The sequence below is a fragment of the Citrobacter sp. Awk 2 genome (genome assembly GCF_028069815.1).
GTDB lineage: Bacteria > Pseudomonadota > Gammaproteobacteria > Enterobacterales > Enterobacteriaceae > Citrobacter.
Map to the genome: position 1 here is coordinate 1 of NZ_JANEWL010000005.1, position 23,186 is coordinate 23,186.

The window sequence follows — 23,186 nt, forward strand, 5'->3', positions numbered from 1 at the left end:
AAACTATATAAGTATTAGAGATAAATGGTGGGCGCTACCCCTCATCTTACCATCTTTACTGTTGCCGTTATTGAGCACTGCCAATACCTACGCACATATTAGTACCGGTACTGTCATCCTTTTCTACCTGCCTTTAGCGCTGACGATTAGCCTGATGTTGTTTTTTAGTTGGGCGGCACTGCCAGGAATAATCATTGCCATCGGTTGGTACAAATATCCGCAGGTTGGGTTATTTGAAACGCTGTCAATTATTACGCACTTTATAGTTACAATGGTGCTTAGTTGGGGTGGATATAAAGTTTTTGCTCCCCGGCGAAACAACGTGGCGCATGGCGACTCCCATCTGATGTTTCAGCGAATATTTTGGCAGGTTTTCTGTCCGGCAACGCTATTCCTGCTCCTCTTTCAGTTTGCTGCGTTTGTTGGCGTATACGAGAGCAAATCAGGCATGGTGGGCGTTATGCCCTTTAATACAGGAACGTTGATCAACTACCAGGCTATGCTGGTCGGGAACCTTGTTGGTATTCCTCTGTGCTATTTTATAATCCGAACCATTCGTAATCCGCTGCATATACGGGGCTATTTTTCGCAATTAAAGCAGCAGTTTGACACCAAAGTAACGCGAACAGAGTTTGCTGTCTGGTTGATAATATTGACTTTATTGATGGCTCTGCTGTGTATGCCGTTAAATGAACAGAGTTCGATATTCAGCACAAATTATACCTTGTCTCTGTTACTGCCCGTCATGTTATGGGGCGCAATGCGTTACGGTTACCGATTTATTTCAATGATATGGACAGTCGTGTTGATAACTGCCATTCATTATTATCAGCGCTATATGCCCTGGTATTCGGGTTACGATACACAACTTGCAATTACCTCTTCGAGTTACCTCGTTTTTTCTTTCATCGTAAATTACATTGCCGTGCTGGCAACGCGTCAGCGATTTGTCACCCGACGCACACATCGTCTGGCATATTTTGATCCGATGGTGCATTTGCCAAATCTGCGGGCATTGAACCGAACGTTGAAAAAAGCGCCATGGTCAGTGCTCTGTTTTCTGCGTATTCCGGGCATGGAACTGTTGGTGAAAAACTACGGTATTATGCTGCGTATCCAGTACAAGCAAAAACTTTCTCATTGGATAGCGCCGTTGCTGGAACAAGACGAATATGTTTTTCAATTATCCGGTAATGATTTAATTCTGCGTTTTAATACTGAGTCACATCAGCAGCGTATTGAAGCGCTGGACAAACATATCAGGCAGTTTCGTTTTGTCTGGGATGGTATGCCCCTACAACCGCAGGTTGGGATCAGTTTTTGCTATGTTCGCTCACCCGTTAACCACATCTATCTGTTGCTAGGGGAGTTAAGCACTATCGCCGAGCTCTCGCTGGCAACCAATATGCCGGAGAATTTGCAGCGACGTGGCGTAATGCACCTGCAGCGGGATCTGAAAGATAAAGTGGCGATGATGAACCGTTTGCAGCAGGCGCTGGAGCATGATCGCTTCTTCCTGATGGCACAGCCGATTTTTGGCGTGCGGGGCGATGTTTATCATGAAATCCTGTTGCGCCTTCAGGGCGATGAAGGTGAAACGATTGCTCCTGATAATTTCTTACCGGTAGCCCATGAGTTTGGGTTGTCATCCAGCATTGATCTGTGGGTCATTGAAAATACGCTGAAATTTATGGCGCAGAATCGGGAGAAAATGCCCGCTCATCGTTTTGCGATCAATTTATCACCCACGTCCGTATGTCGAGCCAAATTTCCTCACGAAATCAGCCAGTTGTTGGCGAAGTATCAGGTTGAAGCATGGCAATTGATCTTTGAGGTTACAGAGAGCAATGCGTTAACCAATGCGGAACAGGCGCAGGCAACATTGCTGCAATTGCAAGTTCTGGGCTGTCAGATTGCGATCGATGATTTTGGTACCGGCTATGCCAGCTATGCACGGTTGAAAAATGTGAGCGCTGACATCCTGAAGATTGACGGAAGCTTTATCCGTAACATTGTCTCAAATAGTCTCGACTACCAAATCGTGGCCTCGATTTGCCACCTGGCGCGGATGAAAAAAATGTTGGTGGTCGCGGAGTATGTTGAAAGCGAAGAAATACGTAGTGCGGTGATTTCTCTGGGGATTGATTATTTGCAGGGCTATCTGATTGGTGAGCCGCGGCCGCTGCATAAAACTCTGGAAGAACAGGTGCCAGTCACGCTGGCACCTGCCGATCACTCACGCAGCGATATCGGGTGAGTTTTCTTCCTCAATTTTCAGGCGCCAGCCTGTGACGGCCTCCCAGTATTGCTGCTCTTTTTCCAGATCGAGCAACACCAGCGCGTTCTGGCTAAACCAGTCGTGCGGGAAGCGTAGCGTCCAGTGGTTATCGTCGGTAATCAACGTGAGCGTCGGTGGCGTAGTGGTTGCCTGGCGCTGGTTGTTGAGCAATACCCCAAGTCGCAACAGCTGAATTAGCGGCAGGAACTGCTTTTTCTTGAACAGCGTAAAGCGGGGCAAATCATCCAGCTTAACCGCTTTACGATGATAGCGAACCAGGGTCGCCATCATCAGCTGTTGCTCCTGGTTGAAACCTGGCAGGTCGCTGTTTTGCAAAATATAAGCCGAGTGGCGATGCAGTCCGCTGTGGTTGATGTTCAGCCCGACTTCATGCAGCATCGCCGCCCACCGGAGCAACGCTTCCAGTTGCGGGTTTGCCAGTTTAGGTTGCTGCTCATGCCACTGATCGTACATTTGCATGGTCGTTTCCAGTACACGTCGGGCTTGTTCGCTGTCGATATTGTACTGGTTTGCCAGACTGCTGGCGGTACGGCTACGAACATCCTGGTGGCGAAAACGGCCTTCCATCTCATACAGTACGCCTTCACGCAGCGCGCCATCGGAGAGTCGGAGTTCACGAATAGCGAGGGCATCAAAAACACCGCACAGTATCGCCAGACCGGGAACAAAAACCGCCTTTCGTTCTTCTGACAGCCCCGGCATGCTGAGTGCCTCAAAGGAAGCATGCTTCAGGACTTCAGTTGTCAGCTTGTCCAGACGTTCAGGGGTGATAAATCCATCTTTCTCCCCCATTTCCAGTAGCACTTCATGCGCGGCTTTGATGGTGCCTGAAGCTCCCAGTGCAACGTTCCAGCCCTGAATTCGAAACTGCCAGGTGAGCGTTTCCAGCTTTTGCGCTGCCGCCATACGGGCGCGCTGGAAATTTTCCCGGCTGATCGCTCCACCCGGAAAGTACATCTGGGCAAAACTGACGCAACCCATACGGCGACTTTCGACCAGTTTAGGCTCGAAATCTTCACCGATCACCAGCTCTGTCGAACCACCACCGATGTCGATAACCAGCTTACGGCCTTTTTCTGGCTGCGTATGCTCCACGCCCATAAAAATCAGTCGGGCTTCTTCGTTACCGGAAATTATTTCGATCGGGTAGGGGATGACCTTTTCTGCTCGCTTAAGAAAATCGGTCGCATTTAGCGCCTGGCGCAAAGTATGGGTTCCCACGATGCAGACGCTGGAGGGAGGAAATCCCTGCAGACGTTCAGCGAAAAGTGACAAACAGCTTAAGCCGCGTTCCATCGCTTCTTCGCTTAGCTTGTTGTCCGCGCCAAGGCCGTCCGCCAGATGTACGCGTTGTTTCAGTCGCCCGATAATTTGCATTGCGCCATCAACCACGCGGGCAATGACCATATGGAAACTGTTTGAACCAAGGTCGACCGCAGCAAATTCCTGCGGTCGTGGAGACTTGTCGTGTATTGGCATAGAGTTAGTCAGGTTGCTCGAGTGATTTGATGTAGTCGTAAATCGCTAATTGTGACTGAACCTTACGGCGGTTTCCGCGCGGTACGTAGCGATTACTCAGTTCTTTATCAATAAAGCGGGCTTTCACCGTGTCGCTGAACAGGATATCGATAATATCCAGCACGCGCTGCTTAAGACGCGGGTCAAGAAGCGGTGTGGCAACTTCGATACGATAATCAATGTTTCTTGTCATCCAGTCAGCAGAGGAGAGATACACCTGCTTATCGCCCCCGTTCTCGAAGATATAGACCCGGTCGTGTTCGAGATAGCGGTCAACAATGCTGATAACGCGAATATTGTCACTGATGCCTTCCAGATTCGGGATCAGTGAGCACATACCGCGGATCAATAAATTAACGGGGACACCTGAACCTGAAGCCGCATACAGGCGGTCAACCAGCCCTTTATCGACCAGATTATTCAGCTTCAGAGTAATGCCAGAAGGCAGCCCTTGCTGTGCATTAGCGATCTCTTTGTCGATCATGCTGTACAGCAGGCGCCGTGAGTTCTGCGGTGAAACCAGCAGATAATCGAACGTTACCGGGCGATATGGGTTTTCGATGAAGTTAAACACCCGGCGGACTTCGTTGGTAATGCGCGAATCGGCAGTCAGCAGCGAGTAGTCGGTATACAGACGCGCTGTTTTTTCGTTGAAGTTCCCGGTGCCGATATGTGCATAGCGCACGACTTCATCGCCTTCTTTGCGCGAAATCAGGAACAGCTTGGCGTGAATTTTCAGCCCTGGTGCGGAGAAGATGACGTGAACCCCCGCTTCGGTAAGGCGCTTAGCCCAATGAATATTGGCCTCTTCATCGAAGCGCGCCTGCAGTTCCACCACTACGGTTACTTTTTTACCGTTATGCGCGGCATGGATCATCGAGTCGATGATGCGCGAATCTTTCGCCACACGGTAGATGTTAATTTTTATCGCCAGCACGCTCGGGTCAAATGAGGCCTGACGCAGCAGTTCAAGAACGTGTTCAAAGGTGTGATACGGATAATAAAGCAACACATCGCGTTCTCGTACGGCATCAAAGCCGTTGCGAAACTTCTCGTTATCGAACCAGATATGGCGCAGACGCGGCAGGGGTTTGTTCACCAGGTTAGCTTTGCCAACGTTGGGAAAATTAATAAAGTCTTTGAAGTTATGATAACGCCCGCCGGGGACAATGGAGTCGTAGCGAGAGATCGTCAGTTTTTCACGCAGTACTTCAACCAGCGCATTGGGCATATCGCGCTGATAAACAAAACGTACAGGCTCTGCGGTCAGACGTTGTTTCAGGCTGGAGGACATGAGCTCCATCAGGCTCGATTCCATCTCATGCACCAAATCGTACTCGGCATCGCGGGTCATTTTCATCGAATAGGCATTCAGCGCATCGTAATCAAAGAACCCTTTAAAAATGTCATCAAGGCAATAACGTAAAATGTTGTCCAGCAGGATCATCGGTTTGCGACGGCGCGGGGTTTCCGGCGGCAAATTCACAAAGCGAGGAACCTTATCGGATGGAATTTCCAGCAAAGCGTAACGAATCGTATCTCCGCGGATAATTTCCACGGCCAGATAAGTGTAATCGTCTTTTAAAAACTGGACTAAATCCGTCTCGCGGTTAATCAGGATTGGCGTAATGTGCTGACGCAGATATTGCTTGAAGTAGTGGCGTAACCAGCTCTGTTGATTTACTGACAACTGGCGTTCGTTGATCAAGAAGATCTGGTTGCGTGCCATCTCCAGCAGTAATTCGTTGTACAGGCCGTCAAATTCCTGATCGGCTTTTAATACGCGGGCCTGGATTTTGCCTAACAAATGGCGGGAATGAGAGTTAGAACCCTGTTCTTCGCTAATAATGATACGGCGCTTCAGTTCGGCAAAACGCACCTTGTAAAACTCGTCAAGGTTATTGGAATAGATGCCTAAGAAACGCATCCGTTCGATCAACGGGTTTGATTTATCAGCTGCCTCCTGGAGCACGCGTTCGTTGAACGCCAACCAGCTGAGTTCTTTCTCGATATATAGCTTTTCCTGACCCATTACCACTTTTACTCCGTTTCATTCACGGGACACTACCGATTTATTATGGCGAGCATTGCTCTCAGATGTCCAACTGTGCCAGAAAAATATGACAATAAACCGTCTGATAGCGAAGAGAAAGGGGAGAATAACGCGTAGGCCGGATAAGGCATTTATGCCGCCATCCGGCTTTACAGATTGATGAGCCGATTATTCGTCTGCCGCATAACCATGGGGTGGCAGACGATTGCCATCCAGCCATGCGGCGTTATCGCGCATCTTCAGGCGACCGTCGGTAAACCAGCTGACGACCAGCGGATAAATAGCATGTTCCTGCGCCTGAACCCGGGCAGTAATATCATCCTCGCTATCACCTGCAAATACCGGCACCTTGGCCTGGAGAATAACCGGTCCGCCGTCCAGTTCATCGGTGACGAAATGGACTGAAGTTCCGTGTTCTTCATCCCCATTTTCCAGTACCTGACGATGGGTATGTAGGCCTGGATACTTGGGTAATAAAGAGGGATGGATGTTCAGCAGTCGTTCAGAATAGTGAGCGACAAACGCCGGGCTGAGGATGCGCATATAGCCGGCCAGCACGACGACATCTGGCGCATAGGCATCAATTTCCTGAATCAGCTGGCGGTCGAATGCTTCGCGGCTGGCAAAGTGGCTTGCTTCCAGGGAATGTGCCGGAATATTTTCCTCTCGCGCGCGAACAAGGCCGAACGCATCGGCCTTGTTGCTGAATACTGCACGTAGGGTGCCACTGATTTTTTTCTGTTTGCAGGCATCGATTATTGCCTGCAAATTGCTTCCGTTGCCGGAAATGAGCACCACAATGTTTTTCATTCAATGACCACACGCTGTTCGGAATCAGACGCTTTGATGATACCGATTTTCCAGGCGTTTTCACCTTTTGCCTTCAGCAGCGCGAGTGCACTTTCTACTTCGGATTCCGGTAGGGCAATGACCATGCCGACCCCACAGTTGAAGGTGCGATACATCTCGTGCTGACTGACGTTACCCGCAGTTTGCAGCCAGTTGAAGACGGCTGGCCACTGCCATGAGGATTCATCGATGACGGCCTGAGTATTGTCTGGCAGTACGCGCGGAATATTTTCCCAGAAACCACCGCCGGTCAGGTGTGCGATAGCATGCACATCAACCTTCTCGATCAGTTCCAGAATGGATTTCACATAAATGCGTGTTGGCGCCAGTAAATGGTCCGCCAGCGGCTTGCCTTCAAGCTCGGTGGTTTCTGGGTCGCAACCGCTGACTTCAACAATTTTACGTACCAGGGAGTAGCCGTTAGAGTGCGGGCCACTGGAGCCGAGCGCAATCAGCACATCGCCATCAGCCACTTTTGAACCGTCGATAATTTCTGATTTTTCGACGACGCCAACGCAGAAACCTGCCACGTCATAATCTTCACCGTGATACATCCCCGGCATTTCAGCTGTTTCCCCACCGACCAGCGCACAGCCAGACTGCAGGCAACCTTCGGCAATGCCGTTGATTACGCTGGCTGCGGTGTCCACATCCAGTTTACCCGTTGCATAGTAGTCGAGGAAAAACAGCGGTTCAGCGCCCTGAACCACGAGGTCGTTCACACACATCGCCACCAGATCAATGCCGATGGTATCGTGGCGTTTCAGATCCATTGCCAGACGCAGTTTTGTCCCTACGCCATCTGTGCCGGAAACCAGTACCGGTTCACGATATTTTTGCGGCAATGCGCACAGCGCACCGAAGCCACCCAGACCACCCATTACTTCCGGGCGACGAGTTTTCTTTACTACGCCTTTGATTCGATCAACCAGAGCATTACCCGCGTCAATATCAACACCGGCATCTTTGTAGCTAAGAGAGGTTTTATCGGTCACTGCTTGGGTCCCCACGCGTTAACTTGCGGTAGCAATTAAATTCGGCGCAATTCTAACAGGGAAAGCAAACGTTTGCGAGCCTGCTTTACAGTGACTTTTATCTGCTGAGTATTTCAGCATTTTACAGTCATTTATCTATTTGTTTGAACTGAGCCACGAAAATGAAACCGGGTTCAGTCTTGTGCTTGAAACCTGCCTGCTGAATGCACAGTATCGTACTGAAACCGGTTTCTGTTTTCTGTTACGTACCACATCAGGTGCGTTTGAACAGTGCAATCATGATAGGGGAAACGTATGCCTGGGTTTAAAGCAGATTTTATGTGGGGCGGTGCTGTGGCCGCTCATCAACTGGAAGGCGGCTGGCAGGAGGGCGGTAAAGGGATTAGCGTTGCCGATGTGATGACGGCTGGGGCCCATGGGGTAGCGCGTGAAATTACCGACGGCGTGATTGCAGGTAAAAATTACCCTAACCACGAGGCCATCGATTTTTATCATCGCTATCAGGATGATATTAAGCTGTTTGCTGAAATGGGATTTAAGTGTTTTCGTACCTCTATTGCATGGACGCGTATTTTCCCGCAAGGCGATGAAGCACAGCCCAATGAAGCCGGATTGCAATTCTACGACGATCTCTTTGATGAATGCCTGAAGTATGGCATCGAACCGGTGATTACACTGTCGCATTTCGAGATGCCTTATCACCTGGTGACGGAATACGGTGGCTGGCGCAATCGTAAGCTGATCGATTTCTTTGTCCGTTTTGCCGGGGTGGTTTTCACCCGCTACCAGCATAAAGTGAAGTACTGGATGACGTTCAATGAAATCAACAACCAGGCTAACTTCCACGAAGATTTCGCTCCGTTTACCAACTCCGGCCTTAAGTATCAGCCGGGTGAAGACCGCGAACCGGTCATGTACCAGGCGGCGCACTATGAACTGGTGGCGAGTGCGCTGGCAGTAAAGGTTGCACGCGAAATCAACCCGGCATTGCAAGTTGGGTGCATGATCGCTATGTGTCCTGTTTACCCACTGACCTGTGCGCCAGACGATATAATGATGGCGATGAACGCGATGCACCGTCGATATTGGTTTACCGACGTTCACGCTCGGGGCAAGTATCCGCAGCATCTGTTGAACTACTTTGCGCGCCGCGGCTTCAAACTCGATATTACCGAAGAAGACCGACGAATACTGGCTCAGGGCTGCGTCGACTATATCGGCTTTAGCTACTATATGTCCTTCGCGACGCAGGCAACGGCAGATAACCCGCAGCTGGATTACGACGAATCGAAAAGCCTGGTGCCCAATCCGTATGTGCAGAAATCAGACTGGGGCTGGCAGATTGATCCCGTTGGTCTGCGCTATTCGCTGAACTGGTTCTGGGATCATTATCAGCTCCCGCTGTTTATTGTTGAAAACGGGTTTGGCGCGATTGACGTACAGGAAAGTGACGGCACGGTAAACGATCAGTACCGCATCGACTACCTGGCAGCCCATATTCGTGAGATGAAAAAAGCGGTGGTGGAAGATGGTGTGGATCTTATGGGCTACACGCCATGGGGCTGTATTGATTTAGTGTCAGCGGGAACCGGCGAAATGAAAAAACGCTACGGATTTATTTATGTCGACAAAAATAATGACGGCAGTGGGACATTAGCACGCTCTCCTAAGAAATCTTTTTCATGGTATCAAAATATCATCCGGAGCAACGCTGAATTTCTATAAAATTCAGTGCATTGATATTAAGCCCCGCCCATATTGCGGGGCTTGTTTTATACTCATCTTCCAGACGCAAATGACTTTGGTTGATCCATATCAAGCGTATCCAGTGTTGCGCCAGAGACGAAAAGCGGTATAATCCGGCGATTTTTTTTGTGGTTGCCACTCGTCTGAGGAAAGGAGAAGAGTATGAAGATCGTGGAAGTCAAACACCCACTCGTCAAACACAAGCTGGGACTGATGCGTGAAAACGACATCAGCACTAAACGCTTTCGTGAACTCGCCTCGGAAGTTGGCAGTCTGCTGACTTATGAAGCAACTGCAGGTCTGGAAACCGAAAAGGTGACCATTGAAGGTTGGAACGGCCCGGTTGAAGTAGACCAAATCAAAGGCAAAAAAATCACCGTAGTCCCCATCCTGCGTGCGGGACTGGGTATGATGGAAGGCGTACTGGAGAACGTTCCGAGCGCGCGTATCAGCGTGGTGGGGATGTACCGTAACGAAGAGACGCTGGAGCCGGTTCCGTATTTCCAGAAACTGGTTTCTAACATCGATGAGCGCATGGCGCTGATCGTTGACCCGATGCTGGCAACCGGTGGTTCCGTTATCGCGACCATCGACCTGCTGAAGAATGCAGGCTGCACCAGCATTAAAGTACTGGTCCTGGTTGCGGCACCAGAAGGTATCGCAGCACTGGAAAAAGCACACCCGGATGTTGAGCTGTACACCGCATCTATCGACCAGGGGCTGAACGAGCATGGATACATTATTCCGGGACTCGGCGATGCCGGCGATAAGATTTTTGGTACCAAGTAAATGAATAAATAAAAAGAAGCCGACTTTAAGAGTCGGCTTTTTTTTGAATAAAACAACCCAATCGCTACTAACACACAATACTCAGAGGAAAACACTATGACGCGCCGTGCTATCGGGGTGAGTGAAAGACCGCCGCTTTTACAGACAATCCCGCTTAGTTTGCAGCACCTGTTCGCCATGTTTGGTGCAACGGTACTGGTGCCAGTCCTGTTTCATATCAACCCGGCTACCGTCCTGCTGTTTAACGGCATTGGTACGTTGCTGTATCTCTTCATTTGTAAAGGTAAAATTCCAGCCTATCTGGGTTCCAGCTTTGCGTTTATCTCCCCGGTACTGTTGCTGCTGCCGTTAGGGTATGAAGTGGCGCTGGGCGGTTTTATTATGTGCGGTGTTCTGTTCTGCCTGGTTTCTTTCATCGTGAAGAAAGCTGGCACCGGCTGGCTGGATGTGATGTTCCCGCCTGCTGCGATGGGCGCAATCGTTGCCGTCATCGGTCTGGAGCTGGCGGGTGTTGCTGCGGGCATGGCGGGATTGTTGCCTGCTGAAGGGCAATTACCAGACTCGAAAACCATCATCATCTCAATGGTGACGCTGGCCGTAACGGTATTTGGCTCTGTGCTGTTCCGCGGTTTTATGGCGATTATCCCGATTTTGATTGGTGTACTGGCCGGTTACGCGCTTTCCTTTGTGATGGGCGTTGTGGACACCACACCCATTGCGCAAGCGCACTGGTTTGCTCTGCCAACGTTCTACACACCGCGCTTTGAGTGGGTTGCGATTCTGACCATCCTGCCTGCGGCATTAGTCGTTATCGCCGAGCACGTAGGCCACCTGGTCGTCACGGCCAACATTGTGAAAAAAGATCTGATTCGTGACCCTGGCCTGCACCGCTCGATGTTTGCCAACGGCCTGTCGACGGTGATCTCCGGCTTCTTTGGTTCGACGCCTAATACTACCTACGGTGAAAATATCGGTGTTATGGCGATTACTCGCGTATACAGTACCTGGGTTATCGGCGGTGCGGCGATTTTCGCCATTCTGCTCTCCTGTGTGGGTAAACTGGCGGCGGCAATCCAGATTATCCCGCTGCCGGTCATGGGCGGTGTATCGTTGCTGCTGTACGGCGTCATCGGCGCTTCCGGTATTCGCGTGTTAATCGAATCAAAAGTCGATTATAACAAGGCGCAAAACCTGATTCTGACGTCTGTTATTTTGATCATCGGCGTAAGTGGCGCGAAGGTTCACATTGGTGCTGCGGAACTGAAAGGTATGGCGCTGGCGACCATCGTCGGCGTTTGCCTGAGCCTGATTTTCAAAGTCATCAGTCTGCTGCGTCCGGAAGAAGTCGTCCTTGATGCTAAGGATGCGGATAGCCCGCAACAGTAAGTCTCTGACCGGGCAGCACTGCTGCCCGGTTCTATCACGACGTATTTCTGTGTTAAACTCATCTCGATTTTATGAAATCCTGGGTTGAGGTATCTCTGAACACACCGGCACAGCTCTCTCTGCCACTTTATCTTCCTGACGATGAAACCTTCGCAAGTTTCTGGCCGGGGGATAACTCCTCTTTACTGGCTGCACTGCAAAACGTGCTGCGTCAGGAACATAGCGGGTACATTTATCTTTGGTCGCGTGAAGGCGCAGGCCGTAGTCATTTGCTGCATGCAGCCTGTGCAGAACTGTCTGCACGCGGTGATGCGGTAGGGTATGTGCCGCTCGATAAACGAACCTGGTTCGTACCCGAGGTGCTTGACGGAATGGAGCATCTGTCGCTGGTATGCATCGATAATATCGAGTGTGTCGCCGGCGATTCTCTTTGGGAAATGGCGATCTTTGATCTCTACAACCGCATCCTGGAATCAGGGAAAACCCGCCTGCTGATCACCGGCGATCGCCCGCCGAGACAGCTGAATCTGGGGCTGCCGGATCTCGCCTCACGTCTGGACTGGGGGCAAATCTACAAGCTTCAGCCGCTTTCCGATGAAGACAAGCTACAGGCTTTGCAATTACGTGCCAGATTACGTGGGTTCGAACTGCCTGAAGATGTAGGACGTTTTCTGCTTAAGCGTCTGGATCGAGAAATGCGTACGCTGTTTATGACGCTGGATCAACTGGACCATGCTTCGATCACCGCTCAGCGCAAGCTGACGATTCCCTTCGTAAAAGAAATTTTGAAGCTGTAGTGCCGCAGCCGAAAAACTGCGGCAGTCTTAAGATTAGCCGACGATTTCCAGCACTTGCTCAGGTGGGCGACCAATCCGGGCCTGACCTTTCGCTACCACAATCGGGCGCTCCATCAGCTTCGGGTTTTCGACCATCGCCTGAATCAGCGCATCTTCACTCAAACTGCTGTCCGCCAGGTTGAGCGATTTGTAGAGATCTTCTTTCTGACGCATCAGTTCACGCGCGCTGGACATTCCCAGCATCTTTAGCAATTCACGCAGTGTCGCTGCATCAGCCGGGGTTTCCAGATAGAGCACGACTTCTGGCTCTACACCGTTAGACTTTAGCAATTCCAGCGTTTCACGGCTCTTTGAGCAGCGTGGGTTATGGTAAATTTTAATCGCGTCTGACATGACTTCTCCTTGCATGACGATTCGGCCGACCAAATGTGCCTGCCGCAGGCCGGATAAGACGCAACAGCGCCGCCATCCGGCAAGTATTCAATGGTTACATCTTCGAGTACGGTTTAAAGCGCTCTTGCAGTTGGCGCAGCTGGTCGATACGGGCATCGTATCTGGCCTGCTGCTGGCTGCCGAGTTTCACCTGAGCACTGGCATTGCTGAGCATCGAGATCGCCTGATCAAGACGGCCCGCCAGCGCATACCCTTCAGCACGCGCGGCCAGCTCCTGATCGCGGTTATTCAGGTTCGCTTCCGTTTGCGCCAACAGATCCCAGCCGTTAGTGTCATCTTTATGGTTAAACGTATAGCGATTCAGGATGGTGGCAGCCTCTTTAGCTTGTCCCCCCTGCAAATACGCATTTGCCAGGTTGAGTTGCAATACGGGATTCACGCGCAGATCGCGAGCGTTTTTCAGGCGATTAATGGCATCGCTGGTTTTCTTCTGACCGAGATCGATATCTGTTGCCAGGTCAAGATACCATGCATTATTCGGATCTGCCGCGAGCAGCGGCTGAAGCGCTTTACGTGCTTCGTCGTATTTACTGGCTTCCATCGCTTGCAGCGCCCGACCGTACTGCGCAGCGCGCTGTTCGCGCACGTTGCCTTTTGACCAGTTATCCAGTAGATCGCTGGTTAACTGGTTGCGGCCTGAATTGTACATGCCCAGGGTGCGCGCTTTGGCCAAATAGAAATCTTCTGAAGATTGCACGACGACCGGGCGCATCTGGTTGGCGCGGTTACGCGCATCTGCCAGACGGCTTTCTGGCAGGGGGTGAGTCAGAAGAATTTCCGGGGGACGTGTAGAGTAACGGGCCTGATCGAGCAGTTTCTCCAGGAATGTTGGCATGGCCTGGGGATCGAATCCTGAACGTTGCAGCACCTGAATACCGATGCGGTCTGCTTCCTGTTCGTTCTGCTGAGTAAAGCTAATCATCCCCTGGCGAGTACCCGCCAGCGTACCGGTTAGCGCCGCCATACCTGCCTGCGGGCTGGCCATCGCTAATAAAATCGAACCTAATGCGCCGACCCATGTCAGCGGTGCGCTACGTTTCTGATCTTCCATCGCTCGCGCCAGGTGGCGCTGCGTGACGTGAGAAATTTCGTGCGCCATTACCGACGCCAGTTGGCTTTCGTTATCGGAATAGCGGAACAGTGCTGAGTGCAATACCACGTTGCCGCCAAAAAAAGCGAAGGCGTTTATTTCATCGTTGTTAATTAAAAAGAAAGTGAAGGGTGTTTTTACGGAGTCTGCATGCGAAACCAGGCGCATCCCCAGAGCATTAATATATTGGGTGAGCAGCGGATCGTTAATTAACGGCGCACTACCGCGCAGTTGGCGAACGTAATAATCGCCCATCTGCATTTCTTGTCCAATAGAAAGCGTACTCCCTGCCGAGGTTCCCATATCAGGTAGGGTATCCGCAGTGTCAGCAAATGCGGGCGCGACCTGACCGACGGTCAGTGCAGCAATGAGGGTAGCAACCAGGTTTTTTTTCAACTGCCTGAACATAACCTCTGTCCTGTATTCTTTTTTGAGATAGCCATTTGACCAATGCCGCGAAGTATCGTTCACACTCCGCAAGCTTAGCGAGTGTAACTGCGAAACCTGACGATGAACACCCAGGAAAAATGTCTTTTCACTTTGCGTAATCAGTCATAAAAAGCGAAGTCTTTTTTGTGACATTTCGATACAATTCGGGATCGCAATCCCGCTATTGAGGTTCAGGGAAGGTTTTATGCTCGAAATGTTGACGCAATGGTATCGCCGCCGCTTTAGCGACCCAGAGGCTATTGCTTTGCTGATTATTCTGGTTGCCGGTTTTGGCATCCTGTTCTTCTTTAGCGGTCTGTTAGCGCCGCTGCTGGTCGCGATTGTGCTGGCTTATCTGCTGGAATGGCCTACCGCCCGGCTGGAAAATATCGGTTGCTCGCGGCGCTGGGCGACGTCAATTGTGCTGGTGGTGTTTGTCGGAATTTTGCTGCTGATGGCGTTTGTGGTAATGCCTGTCGCATGGCAGCAAGGCATCTATTTGATCCGCGATATGCCTGGCATGCTCAACAAGTTGTCTGACTTTGCCGCCACCTTACCGCGACGTTATCCGGCGCTTATGGATGCGGGCATCATTGATGCGATGGCCGAGAATATGCGTTCCCGGATGCTCACCATGGGCGATTCAGTGGTGAAATATTCGCTGGCTTCTCTGGTTGGGCTGTTGACACTGGCGGTGTATCTGGTGCTTGTCCCATTGATGGTGTTCTTTTTGGTGAAGGATAAAAGCCAGATGTTGAATGCTGTGCGCCGGGTGCTGCCGCGAAATCGTGGACTGGCAGGACAGGTCTGGAAAGAGATGAACCAGCAAATCACCAACTATATCCGCGGTAAAGTACTGGAGATGGTGGTGGTCGGTGTTGCAACCTGGCTGGGCTTCCTGATGTTTGGTCTTAACTACTCTCTGCTGTTGGCAGTGCTGGTGGGGTTCTCTGTGCTAATCCCGTACATCGGCGCGTTTGTGGTGACTATTCCGGTCGTTGGTGTGGCGTTGTTTCAGTTCGGACTCGGAACGGAGTTCTGGAGCTGTTTCGCCGTGTACCTGATAATCCAGGCGCTGGACGGCAATCTGCTGGTTCCCGTCCTCTTCTCCGAAGCCGTAAACCTGCATCCATTGGTGATTATTCTGTCGGTCGTTATTTTCGGCGGTCTGTGGGGATTCTGGGGGGTATTCTTTGCCATTCCGTTGGCGACGCTAATCAAAGCCGTGGTGCATGCCTGGCCGGATGGTCAGACGGTTGACGATCGCTAATCCGTCAGCTCCGACGGCGCAATGCCGCCGGAGCTGAACTTGTCTGACCTCTATCCACTCTTTCTGAATAATTTCCTCCGGTATCGTTTTTCTCCGCGTTTGTCTTTAACTTGGCCCTCGTGATGTTTTTCGTCACGCAAGGAATAAGACCAACAGGAGAATTAAATGGGTCACAACACACACACGCAGCAAAAAGTGGGATGGGGCGGCTATCTCGCTTTTTTTATCACAATTGTCCTTTTTTCCGGCATGTTTGCGAAAAGTACCGAATGGTGGCGGGTGTTTGATTTCACCCTCCTCAACGGTGCGTTTGGGCAAATTAACACGGCTGGCGAAACGGCGGTCTCTTTTCGCGGTACGGGCGGTATGGGGGCAAAAGATGGTTTTTTATTCGCACTTGAATTGGCTCCTTCCGTCATTCTTTCTCTCGGGATTATTTCCGTAACCGAAGGGCTTGGAGGGCTGCGCGCGGCACAACAGCTAATGACGCCTGTTCTACGACCTTTACTCGGTATCCCGGGTGTATGCTCGTTGGCGCTGATCGCGAATTTGCAAAATACCGATGCGGCGGCCGGGATGACTAAGGAAATGGCCGAAGCGGGGATCATTACCGAGCAGGAACGCGCCATCTTTGCTTGTTGGCAAACCAGCGGTAGCGCCTGTATTACCAACTATTTTTCCTCGGGAGCCGCGCTGTTTACGATGGTTACCGTTCCGGTAATTACGCCGCTGGCGGTGATCCTTGTCTTCAAGTTTGTGGGGGCTAACCTGCTGCGCTTATGGATTGCGCAGTTGGAAAATCGCCGTACGCAGCAGGAGGCCTGAGATGACAACGCACGTACGTAAAAATGTCATGGATATGTTTATCGATGGCGCACGACGCGGGTTTACCATTGCCACGACCAGCTTGCTACCTAACGTGGTGATGGCGTTTGTGATTATTCAGGCGCTGAAGGTGACGGGGTTACTCGACATCGTAGGCAGGGTATGTGAACCGATCATGGCGTTGTGGGGACTGCCGGGGGAGTCTGCCACCGTGCTGCTGGCGGCGGTGATGAGTATGGGCGGTGGCGTCGGCGTTTGTGCAAGCCTGGTTGTCGCAGGTACGCTTTCAGGACATGATGCTACGGTATTGCTACCGGCTATCTACCTGATGGGGAATCCGGTACAAAATGTTGGACGTTGTCTGGGAACGGCGGGAGTCCATCCTCGCTACTACCCGCTGATTATTGCAGTCTGTGTGATTAATGCGCTGCTCTCTATTTGGGTTATGCAGGTTATTGCCTGACAAGGAAGGTTATGAACTGTTCCATTCTTAATTTGACGTTGTTCCAGCATGGACACGTATACGCACCTGAAGATTTAGGCCAACAGGATATTCTGGTTTCTGGCGGAAAAATTGTCGCCATCGCCCCGTCTATTGCGGCAGAAGATTTTCCCGGTTGTGAGTGCATCAATCTTGAAGGGGCAATTGTTTGTCCCGGCTTTATCGACCAACACGTCCATCTGATTGGCGGTGGTGGGGAAGCGGGACCGCACACCCGCACGCCGGAAGTACGTCTGTCACGACTGGTTGAAGCCGGTATCACTTCCGTCGTGGGATTGTTGGGAACGGACGGTATTACCCGTCATCCTGAGTCGTTGCTGGCGAAAACCCGTGCTCTGGAATTTGAGGGGATCAGCGCCTGGATGCTCACTGGGGCATATTCTCTACCTTCACCTACGATAACCGGCAGTATTGACCGCGATGTCGCGCTAATTGACAAAGTGATTGGCGTGAAATGCGCAGTTTCGGATCATCGCTCCTCTGCCCCAAATGCAACGGCGCTGGCGAACATGGTGGCTCAGTCGCGTGTTGGTGGGTTATTAGGGCAAAAACCCGGGATTAGCGTATTTCATATGGGGGACAGTCCGCGCATGCTGGAACCGCTGTATGAAATTCTGGCATGTTGCGATGTACCGATGACCAAACTGTTGCCAACGCATGTTAATCGCGCGGAACCGTTGTTCCATGCGGCGTTAGACTATGCCCGGAAAGGGGGCTATATCGATATCACCAGCAGTATTGATGAGCCTGTTGATCCGGCAACGGCGATCGCTACAGCATTGCGCCACGAAGTGCCGCTATCGCGTATTACCCTGAGCTCGGATGGCAACGGTAGCCAACCGGAATTTGATGCGTCCGGTAATCTGATAGGGATTGGCGTCGCAGGATTTGAATCACTGGCGGAAACGGTGCGTCAACTGGTGCAGATTCATGCGATACCGCTGGAACAGGCGCTTTGCCCGCTTACACGCACAGTCGCGGAGTTTCTTGGGCTTGCGCATAAAGGCCGTCTGACGGTGGGATGCGATGCGGACATTCTGGTGCTGAACGACGCGCTGGAAGTGAATGACCTGTGGGCGAAGGGGAAAGCCGTGGTGAAAGAGAAAAAGGCGTGCGTTAAAGGGACGTTTGAGTAACCGGGTGGTTATCTGCCGGATGGCGACGCTAAAGCGTCTTATCCGGCCTACGTGCGTGCATTTGTAGGCCGGATAAGGCGTTCACACCGCCCATCCGGCATTTCACGGTCAGGCGTTTTCCAGAACCCAGTTCAGCACGATGTCGTGGTGATTGCTGGTTTTGAAATCATCAAACACATGTTCAATTTTGCCTTCGGCATCAATCAGGAAGCTGATGCGGTGGATGCCATCGTAGGTCTTACCCATAAATGACTTTTCACCCCAGACGCCAAACTGCTCGCAAACCTGATGATCTTCATCAGACAGGAGCGTGAAGTTAAGCACTTCTTTCTCCGCAAATCGGGAAAGCTTTTCTGGTTTATCGGTGCTTATTCCCAGCACCTCAACACCGGCTTTTTTTAACTGATCCATGTTATCGCGCAAGCCACAGGCTTGTACGGTACAGCCGGGCGTCATGGCTTTCGGGTAGAAATAAACCAGAACACGCTGTCCCTGGAAGTCGGTTAAATTTACTTGTTCTCCGTCTTGATCCGGCAAGCTAAATTTCGGTGCAATATCACCGGCTTTCAGTGGGTTCATTACTTAACTCCATCCTGTTCATCATGCTGTGAGTAATTGACGACGTTAATACTGCCTTGCGCATTGAGTTCTGTACAGAGTGCTTTAAACGCATCCTCAATATTTGCCGAATCATGTGACGCAGGACTATGTGCGGTAATTTGAATAAACAATTGTGCAGCCTTGCCGTTTTCTGCCGGCTGTGTGCGCGAAACCAGTTCCGCAATATTCATTTGGTGGCTGTCAAAAAGGGCGGTAAAGCGCTCAATCAAATGAGGAGAGTCGGGGACATCGACCTGCACCCATACCGTGGCGGGCATCGCCGGGCGGGGGCGAGCCGTCGTACGCTTCATCACAATCAATAAATCCAGCTCTGCGCCTTTCAAAGGCAGAGTTGATTCAATCAGGGTGATGGCATTCCAGGTTCCGGATAACAACATGATAAACGTAAACTCGTCACCCAGCATGGCCAGTCGGCTGTCTTCGATATTACAGCCACAACTGCTGACATGACGGGTGATAGTGTTCACAATTCCCGGGCGGTCAGCACCCAGCGCAGTAATGACCAGATAGTGTTGCGATGACGATGTCAAACCTGTTCTTCCTTTGAGCGGTGAGGTAATCATAAGGAAAGCATAAAAAAAACATGCATACAACAATCAGAAGGGCTATGGTCGCTTGCTTTTATTGTCGTACCAAACGTACCATTGAGACACTTGTTTGCACAGAGGATGGCCCATGTTCACGGGAAGTATTGTCGCGCTTATTACGCCGATGGATGAGAAAGGTAAAGTCTGCCGGTCGAGCCTGAAAAAACTGATTGATTATCATGTCGCCAGCGGCACCTCGGCGATCGTTTCGGTTGGCACCACCGGTGAGTCCGCTACCCTGAGTCATGATGAGCATGGCGATGTGGTAATGATGACGCTGGAGCTGGCCGATGGGCGTATTCCGGTTATCGCCGGAACGGGCGCCAATGCGACCGCAGAAGCCATTAGTCTGACGCAGCGTTTCAACGACAGCGGTGTTGTCGGCTGCCTGACGGTGACGCCTTATTACAACCGCCCAACTCAGGAAGGTTTGTTCCAGCATTTCAAAGCCATCGCGGAACATACTGACCTGCCGCAAATTCTGTATAATGTGCCGTCCCGTACTGGCTGCGATATGCTGCCGGAAACCGTTGGTCGCCTGGCGAAGGTAAAAAATATTGTCGCTATCAAAGAGGCCACAGGGAACTTAAGTCGTGTTCACCAGATCAAAGAGCTGGTTTCAGACGATTTTATTCTGCTCAGCGGTGATGATGCGACCGGACTGGACTTCATGCAGCTCGGTGGTCATGGCGTGATTTCCGTAACGGCTAACGTTGCGGCACGCGATATGGCTGAAATGTGCAAACTGGCGGCAGAAGGGCATTTTGCCGAAGCGCGGGTGATCAACCAACGTCTGATGCCGTTACACAATAAACTATTTGTCGAACCCAATCCTATCCCAGTGAAATGGGCATGTAAGGAGTTGGGACTTGTGGCGACCGATACGCTACGTTTGCCGATGACGCCAATCACGGACAATGCTCGTGATATCGTCAAAGCGGCGCTTAAGCATGCCGGTTTGCTGTAAAGTTTAGGGAGATTTGATGGCTTACTCAGTACAAAAGTCGCGCCTGGCCAAGGTTGCGGGTGTTTCGCTTGTTATGTTGCTCGCGGCCTGTAGTTCTGACTCGCGCTATAAGCGCCAGGTGAGCGGTGATGAATCCTATCTGGAGGCCGCACCGCTTGCTGAGCTTCACGCGCCAGCTGGGATGATTCTGCCGGTTATGACCGGCGATTATAACATCCCGGTAACCAACGGCAGCGGTGCCGTGGGTAAAGCGCTGGACATTCGCCCACCGGCTCAGCCGTTAGCATTAGTCACTGGTGCCCGCACTCAGATTGCGGGCGATACGGCGACATTGCTGGTGGAAAATGGTCGTGGCAACACGCTGTGGCCGCAGGTCGTGAGCGTTGTTCAGTCTAAAAACTACACCATCGCGAAACGTGATGATGCCAGCCAGACGCTGACCACCGATTGGGTTGACTGGAACCGTCTGGATGAAGACGAACAGTACCGTGGACGTTATCAAATCTCGGTTAAACCGCAGGGCTATCAGCAGGCGGTGACGGTGAAATTGATTAACCTCGAGCAGGCGGGTAAACCGGTAGCCGATCCGGCATCCATGCAGCGCTATAGCGCTGAGATGATGAACGTTATCTCTGCTGGTCTGGATAAGAACGCCACTGACGCTGCGAATGCCGCGCAGAACCGTTCTGCCGCGACGATGGACGTTCAGAGTGCGGCTGATGACACCGGTTTACCGATGCTGGTGGTACGTGGGCCGTTCAACGTGGTGTGGCAGCGTCTGCCGGCAGCGCTGGAAAAAGTGGGCATGAAAGTGACCGATAGCACCCGTTCTCAGGGCAGCATCGCGGTGACTTACAAACCACTGTCAGACAGTAACTGGCAGGAGCTGGGCGCAAGCGATCCGGGTCTGGTATCCGGCGACTACAAACTGCAGGTCGGTGATTTAGACAACCGCAGTAGTTTGCAGTTTATCGATCCGAAGGGACATACCCTGACGCAAAGCCAGAACGACGCGCTGGTCGCCGTCTTCCAGGCAGCGTTCAGTAAGTAAAAATAAAGGGCTGGATAACTCCAGCCCTTTTTTTCTGATATGATACGCAAACGTGTGCGTCAGCAGAAAAACGCAATATTTATCGTTAATTCACACCCAGGAGTAATAAAGATGCAAAAGCAAGCTGAGTTGTATCGTGGTAAAGCGAAGACCGTATACAGCACGGAAAACCCGGACCTGTTGGTGCTCGAATTCCGCAATGATACGTCAGCAGGGGATGGCGCGCGCATTGAACAGTTTGACCGTAAAGGTATGGTGAATAACAAATTCAACCATTTCATTATGACCAAACTGCAAGAAGCAGGCATTCCTACCCAGATGGAGCGACTGCTTTCCGATACCGAATGTCTGGTGAAAAAACTGGAGATGGTGCCGGTTGAATGTGTGGTACGTAACCGCGCGGCAGGCTCACTGGTTAAGCGTTTAGGCGTTGAGGAAGGTATTGAACTGAATCCGCCGCTGTTTGATCTGTTCCTGAAAAATGATGCTATGCACGATCCAATGATTAACGATTCCTATTGCGAAACTTTTGGTTGGGTGAGCAAAGAGAATCTGGCACGTATGAAAGAGCTGACCTACAAAGCCAACGACGTGCTGAAAAAGATGTTCGATGATGCAGGCCTGATTCTGGTCGACTTCAAACTTGAGTTTGGTTTGTATAAAGGTGAAGTGGTGCTGGGCGACGAATTCTCACCGGACGGTAGTCGTCTGTGGGACAAAGAAACGCTGGATAAAATGGACAAAGATCGCTTCCGCCAGAGTCTGGGCGGCCTGATCGAAGCCTATGAAGCTGTCGCGCATCGTCTGGGTGTGAAGTTAGACTAACGCCTCCCTGAGCCGGCGATCGCTCTCCGGCTCATCAATCCCCCCGATTTTGATTACTGTTTCTTATGGTAATCCTGTTCCGAACCGCCTACGATCATCAACATAATGAATAAAAAGTTGAGGTGACTATGCGCTGGCAAGGGCGTCGTGAAAGTGACAATGTGGAAGACAGACGAAATAGCGCCGGTGGTGGTCCTTCTATGGGGGGGCCCGGTTTTCGTTTGCCGAGTGGTAAAGGCGGTATCATTCTGCTGATTGTGGTGCTTGTCGCGGGCTATTATGGTGTGGATCTCACCGGACTCATGACCGGTCAGCCTGTTTCGCAACAGCAAACCACACGCTCCATCAGCCCAAATGATGATGAAGCCGCAAAATTTACCTCAGTGATACTGGCTACGACCGAAGATACCTGGGGTCAGCAGTTTGAAAAAATGGGGCGCACCTATCAACAGCCGAAGCTGGTGATGTATCGTGGTGCGACGCGTACCGGCTGCGGTGCGGGCCAGTCCGTGATGGGACCGTTTTATTGCCCAGCGGACGGCACGGTATATATCGATCTTTCCTTCTATGATGACATGAAAAATAAGCTGGGCGCTGATGGCGATTTTGCTCAGGGCTATGTCATCGCGCACGAAGTGGGCCACCATGTGCAGAAACTGCTGGGTATTGAACCGAAAGTTCGTCAGATGCAGCAGAATGCCTCTCAGGCCGAAGTGAATCGCCTTTCTGTTCGTATGGAACTGCAGGCGGATTGCTTTGCGGGTGTCTGGGGACACAGTATGCAGCAGCAGGGTGTACTTGAATCCGGCGATCTGGAAGAGGCGTTAAACGCCGCTCAGGCCATTGGTGATGATCGTTTACAACAGCAAGGGCAAGGGCGCGTTGTGCCCGATAGCTTTACTCACGGCACCTCGCAGCAACGTTATACCTGGTTTAAACGCGGCTTTGACAGTGGCGATCCGGGACAATGTAATACCTTTGGCAAAGGCATTTAAGAT

At 51.4% G+C, this 23,186-nt stretch carries 21 protein-coding genes; 13 read left to right on the forward strand and 8 right to left on the reverse strand.

The annotated features are described in order from the left end of the window. Window positions 1-7: 7 nt before the first annotated feature. The gene (locus NNO02_RS02415; RefSeq protein WP_271454162.1) at window positions 8-2,257 is read left to right on the forward strand and encodes a bifunctional diguanylate cyclase/phosphodiesterase; all 2,250 of its coding nucleotides are present in this window, start codon (window positions 8-10) and stop codon (window positions 2,255-2,257) included. On the opposite strand, the gene ppx is transcribed toward NNO02_RS02415, so the two are convergent. From ppx to purM, 4 genes are all read right to left on the reverse strand, one after another. Continuing rightward, window positions 2,237-3,778 (reverse strand): exopolyphosphatase, encoded by a 1,542-nt coding sequence (ppx, locus tag NNO02_RS02420; protein ID WP_271454135.1) that lies wholly within the window; start codon window positions 3,776-3,778, stop codon window positions 2,237-2,239. The genes NNO02_RS02415 and ppx overlap by 21 nt on opposite strands. Window positions 3,779-3,782: 4 nt before the next feature. After that, window positions 3,783-5,849, reverse strand: coding sequence for a polyphosphate kinase 1 (gene ppk1 / locus NNO02_RS02425; protein WP_202038075.1), 2,067 nt, complete (start codon window positions 5,847-5,849; stop codon window positions 3,783-3,785). Window positions 5,850-6,038: 189 nt separating this feature from the next. Beyond that, window positions 6,039-6,680 carry a phosphoribosylglycinamide formyltransferase gene (purN, locus tag NNO02_RS02430; RefSeq protein ID WP_271440152.1) on the reverse strand — a complete coding sequence of 214 codons (642 nt, stop codon included), beginning with the start codon at window positions 6,678-6,680 and terminating at the stop codon, window positions 6,039-6,041. Further along, the gene (gene purM / locus NNO02_RS02435) at window positions 6,677-7,714 is read right to left on the reverse strand and encodes a phosphoribosylformylglycinamidine cyclo-ligase (protein ID WP_271440153.1); all 1,038 of its coding nucleotides are present in this window, start codon (window positions 7,712-7,714) and stop codon (window positions 6,677-6,679) included. The genes purN and purM overlap by 4 nt, the downstream gene beginning before the upstream one ends. A 294-nt stretch (window positions 7,715-8,008) precedes the next feature. On the opposite strand from purM, the gene NNO02_RS02440 reads away from it, so the two are divergent. The 4 genes from NNO02_RS02440 to NNO02_RS02455 all read left to right on the forward strand — a co-directional run bounded on the left by NNO02_RS02440 (window position 8,009) and on the right by NNO02_RS02455 (window position 12,432). Next, a complete protein-coding gene (locus NNO02_RS02440) occupies window positions 8,009-9,439 on the forward strand; it encodes a 6-phospho-beta-glucosidase (RefSeq protein WP_271454136.1) in 1,431 nt (476 codons plus the stop codon). A gap of 183 nt (window positions 9,440-9,622) precedes the next feature. Continuing rightward, window positions 9,623-10,249 (forward strand): uracil phosphoribosyltransferase, encoded by a 627-nt coding sequence (gene upp / locus NNO02_RS02445; protein ID WP_003835110.1) that lies wholly within the window; start codon window positions 9,623-9,625, stop codon window positions 10,247-10,249. A 96-nt stretch (window positions 10,250-10,345) separates the two neighbouring features. After that, window positions 10,346-11,635 (forward strand): uracil permease, encoded by a 1,290-nt coding sequence (gene uraA / locus NNO02_RS02450; protein WP_003835107.1) that lies wholly within the window; start codon window positions 10,346-10,348, stop codon window positions 11,633-11,635. 95 nt (window positions 11,636-11,730) lie between these two features. Next, window positions 11,731-12,432 carry a DnaA inactivator Hda gene (locus NNO02_RS02455; RefSeq protein ID WP_211924219.1) on the forward strand — a complete coding sequence of 234 codons (702 nt, stop codon included), beginning with the start codon at window positions 11,731-11,733 and terminating at the stop codon, window positions 12,430-12,432. Window positions 12,433-12,465: 33 nt separating this feature from the next. On the opposite strand, the gene arsC is transcribed toward NNO02_RS02455, so the two are convergent. Both arsC and bepA read right to left on the reverse strand, forming a co-directional pair. Continuing rightward, window positions 12,466-12,825: an arsenate reductase (glutaredoxin) gene (gene arsC / locus NNO02_RS02460; RefSeq protein WP_137384773.1), complete on the reverse strand. Its 360-nt coding sequence runs from the start codon at window positions 12,823-12,825 to the stop codon at window positions 12,466-12,468. A gap of 94 nt (window positions 12,826-12,919) precedes the next feature. After that, entirely contained in the window at window positions 12,920-14,383 is a 1,464-nt protein-coding gene (gene bepA, locus NNO02_RS02465) for a beta-barrel assembly-enhancing protease (RefSeq protein WP_271454137.1), read from the reverse strand. 226 nt (window positions 14,384-14,609) lie between these two features. On the opposite strand from bepA, the gene NNO02_RS02470 reads away from it, so the two are divergent. From NNO02_RS02470 to iadA, 4 genes are all read left to right on the forward strand, one after another. Then, a complete protein-coding gene (locus tag NNO02_RS02470; protein ID WP_005121878.1) occupies window positions 14,610-15,674 on the forward strand; it encodes an AI-2E family transporter in 1,065 nt (354 codons plus the stop codon). Between the two features lie 165 nt (window positions 15,675-15,839). Further along, on the forward strand, window positions 15,840-16,499 hold the full coding sequence (locus NNO02_RS02475) for a nucleoside recognition domain-containing protein (protein ID WP_271454138.1): 660 nt from the start codon (window positions 15,840-15,842) through the stop codon (window positions 16,497-16,499). Window position 16,500: 1 nt separating this feature from the next. Further along, entirely contained in the window at window positions 16,501-16,962 is a 462-nt protein-coding gene (locus tag NNO02_RS02480; RefSeq protein ID WP_271440253.1) for a YjiG family protein, read from the forward strand. An 11-nt stretch (window positions 16,963-16,973) separates the two neighbouring features. Further along, window positions 16,974-18,137, forward strand: a complete 1,164-nt coding sequence (gene iadA / locus NNO02_RS02485; protein ID WP_271454139.1) for a beta-aspartyl-peptidase — start codon at window positions 16,974-16,976, stop codon at window positions 18,135-18,137. A gap of 108 nt (window positions 18,138-18,245) precedes the next feature. On the opposite strand, the gene bcp is transcribed toward iadA, so the two are convergent. Then, entirely contained in the window at window positions 18,246-18,716 is a 471-nt protein-coding gene (gene bcp / locus NNO02_RS02490) for a thioredoxin-dependent thiol peroxidase (RefSeq protein ID WP_137384768.1), read from the reverse strand. Continuing rightward, window positions 18,716-19,288, reverse strand: a complete 573-nt coding sequence (locus tag NNO02_RS02495) for a glycine cleavage system transcriptional repressor (RefSeq protein WP_003037954.1) — start codon at window positions 19,286-19,288, stop codon at window positions 18,716-18,718. Before NNO02_RS02495 ends, bcp begins: the two co-directional genes overlap by 1 nt. A 145-nt stretch (window positions 19,289-19,433) precedes the next feature. Here NNO02_RS02495 and dapA point away from each other — a divergent pair, with 145 nt between their 5' ends. The 4 genes from dapA to ypfJ all read left to right on the forward strand — a co-directional run bounded on the left by dapA (window position 19,434) and on the right by ypfJ (window position 23,183). Next, entirely contained in the window at window positions 19,434-20,312 is an 879-nt protein-coding gene (dapA, locus tag NNO02_RS02500; RefSeq protein WP_271440159.1) for a 4-hydroxy-tetrahydrodipicolinate synthase, read from the forward strand. A gap of 16 nt (window positions 20,313-20,328) precedes the next feature. Beyond that, complete coding sequence (gene bamC / locus NNO02_RS02505; protein WP_271454140.1) at window positions 20,329-21,363, forward strand: outer membrane protein assembly factor BamC; 1,035 nt, start codon at window positions 20,329-20,331, stop codon at window positions 21,361-21,363. Between the two features lie 111 nt (window positions 21,364-21,474). Then, window positions 21,475-22,188: a phosphoribosylaminoimidazolesuccinocarboxamide synthase gene (purC, locus tag NNO02_RS02510; protein ID WP_003835086.1), complete on the forward strand. Its 714-nt coding sequence runs from the start codon at window positions 21,475-21,477 to the stop codon at window positions 22,186-22,188. 128 nt (window positions 22,189-22,316) lie between these two features. Beyond that, window positions 22,317-23,183: a KPN_02809 family neutral zinc metallopeptidase gene (ypfJ, locus tag NNO02_RS02515; protein WP_202038085.1), complete on the forward strand. Its 867-nt coding sequence runs from the start codon at window positions 22,317-22,319 to the stop codon at window positions 23,181-23,183. The last annotated feature ends 3 nt before the right edge of the window (window positions 23,184-23,186 follow it).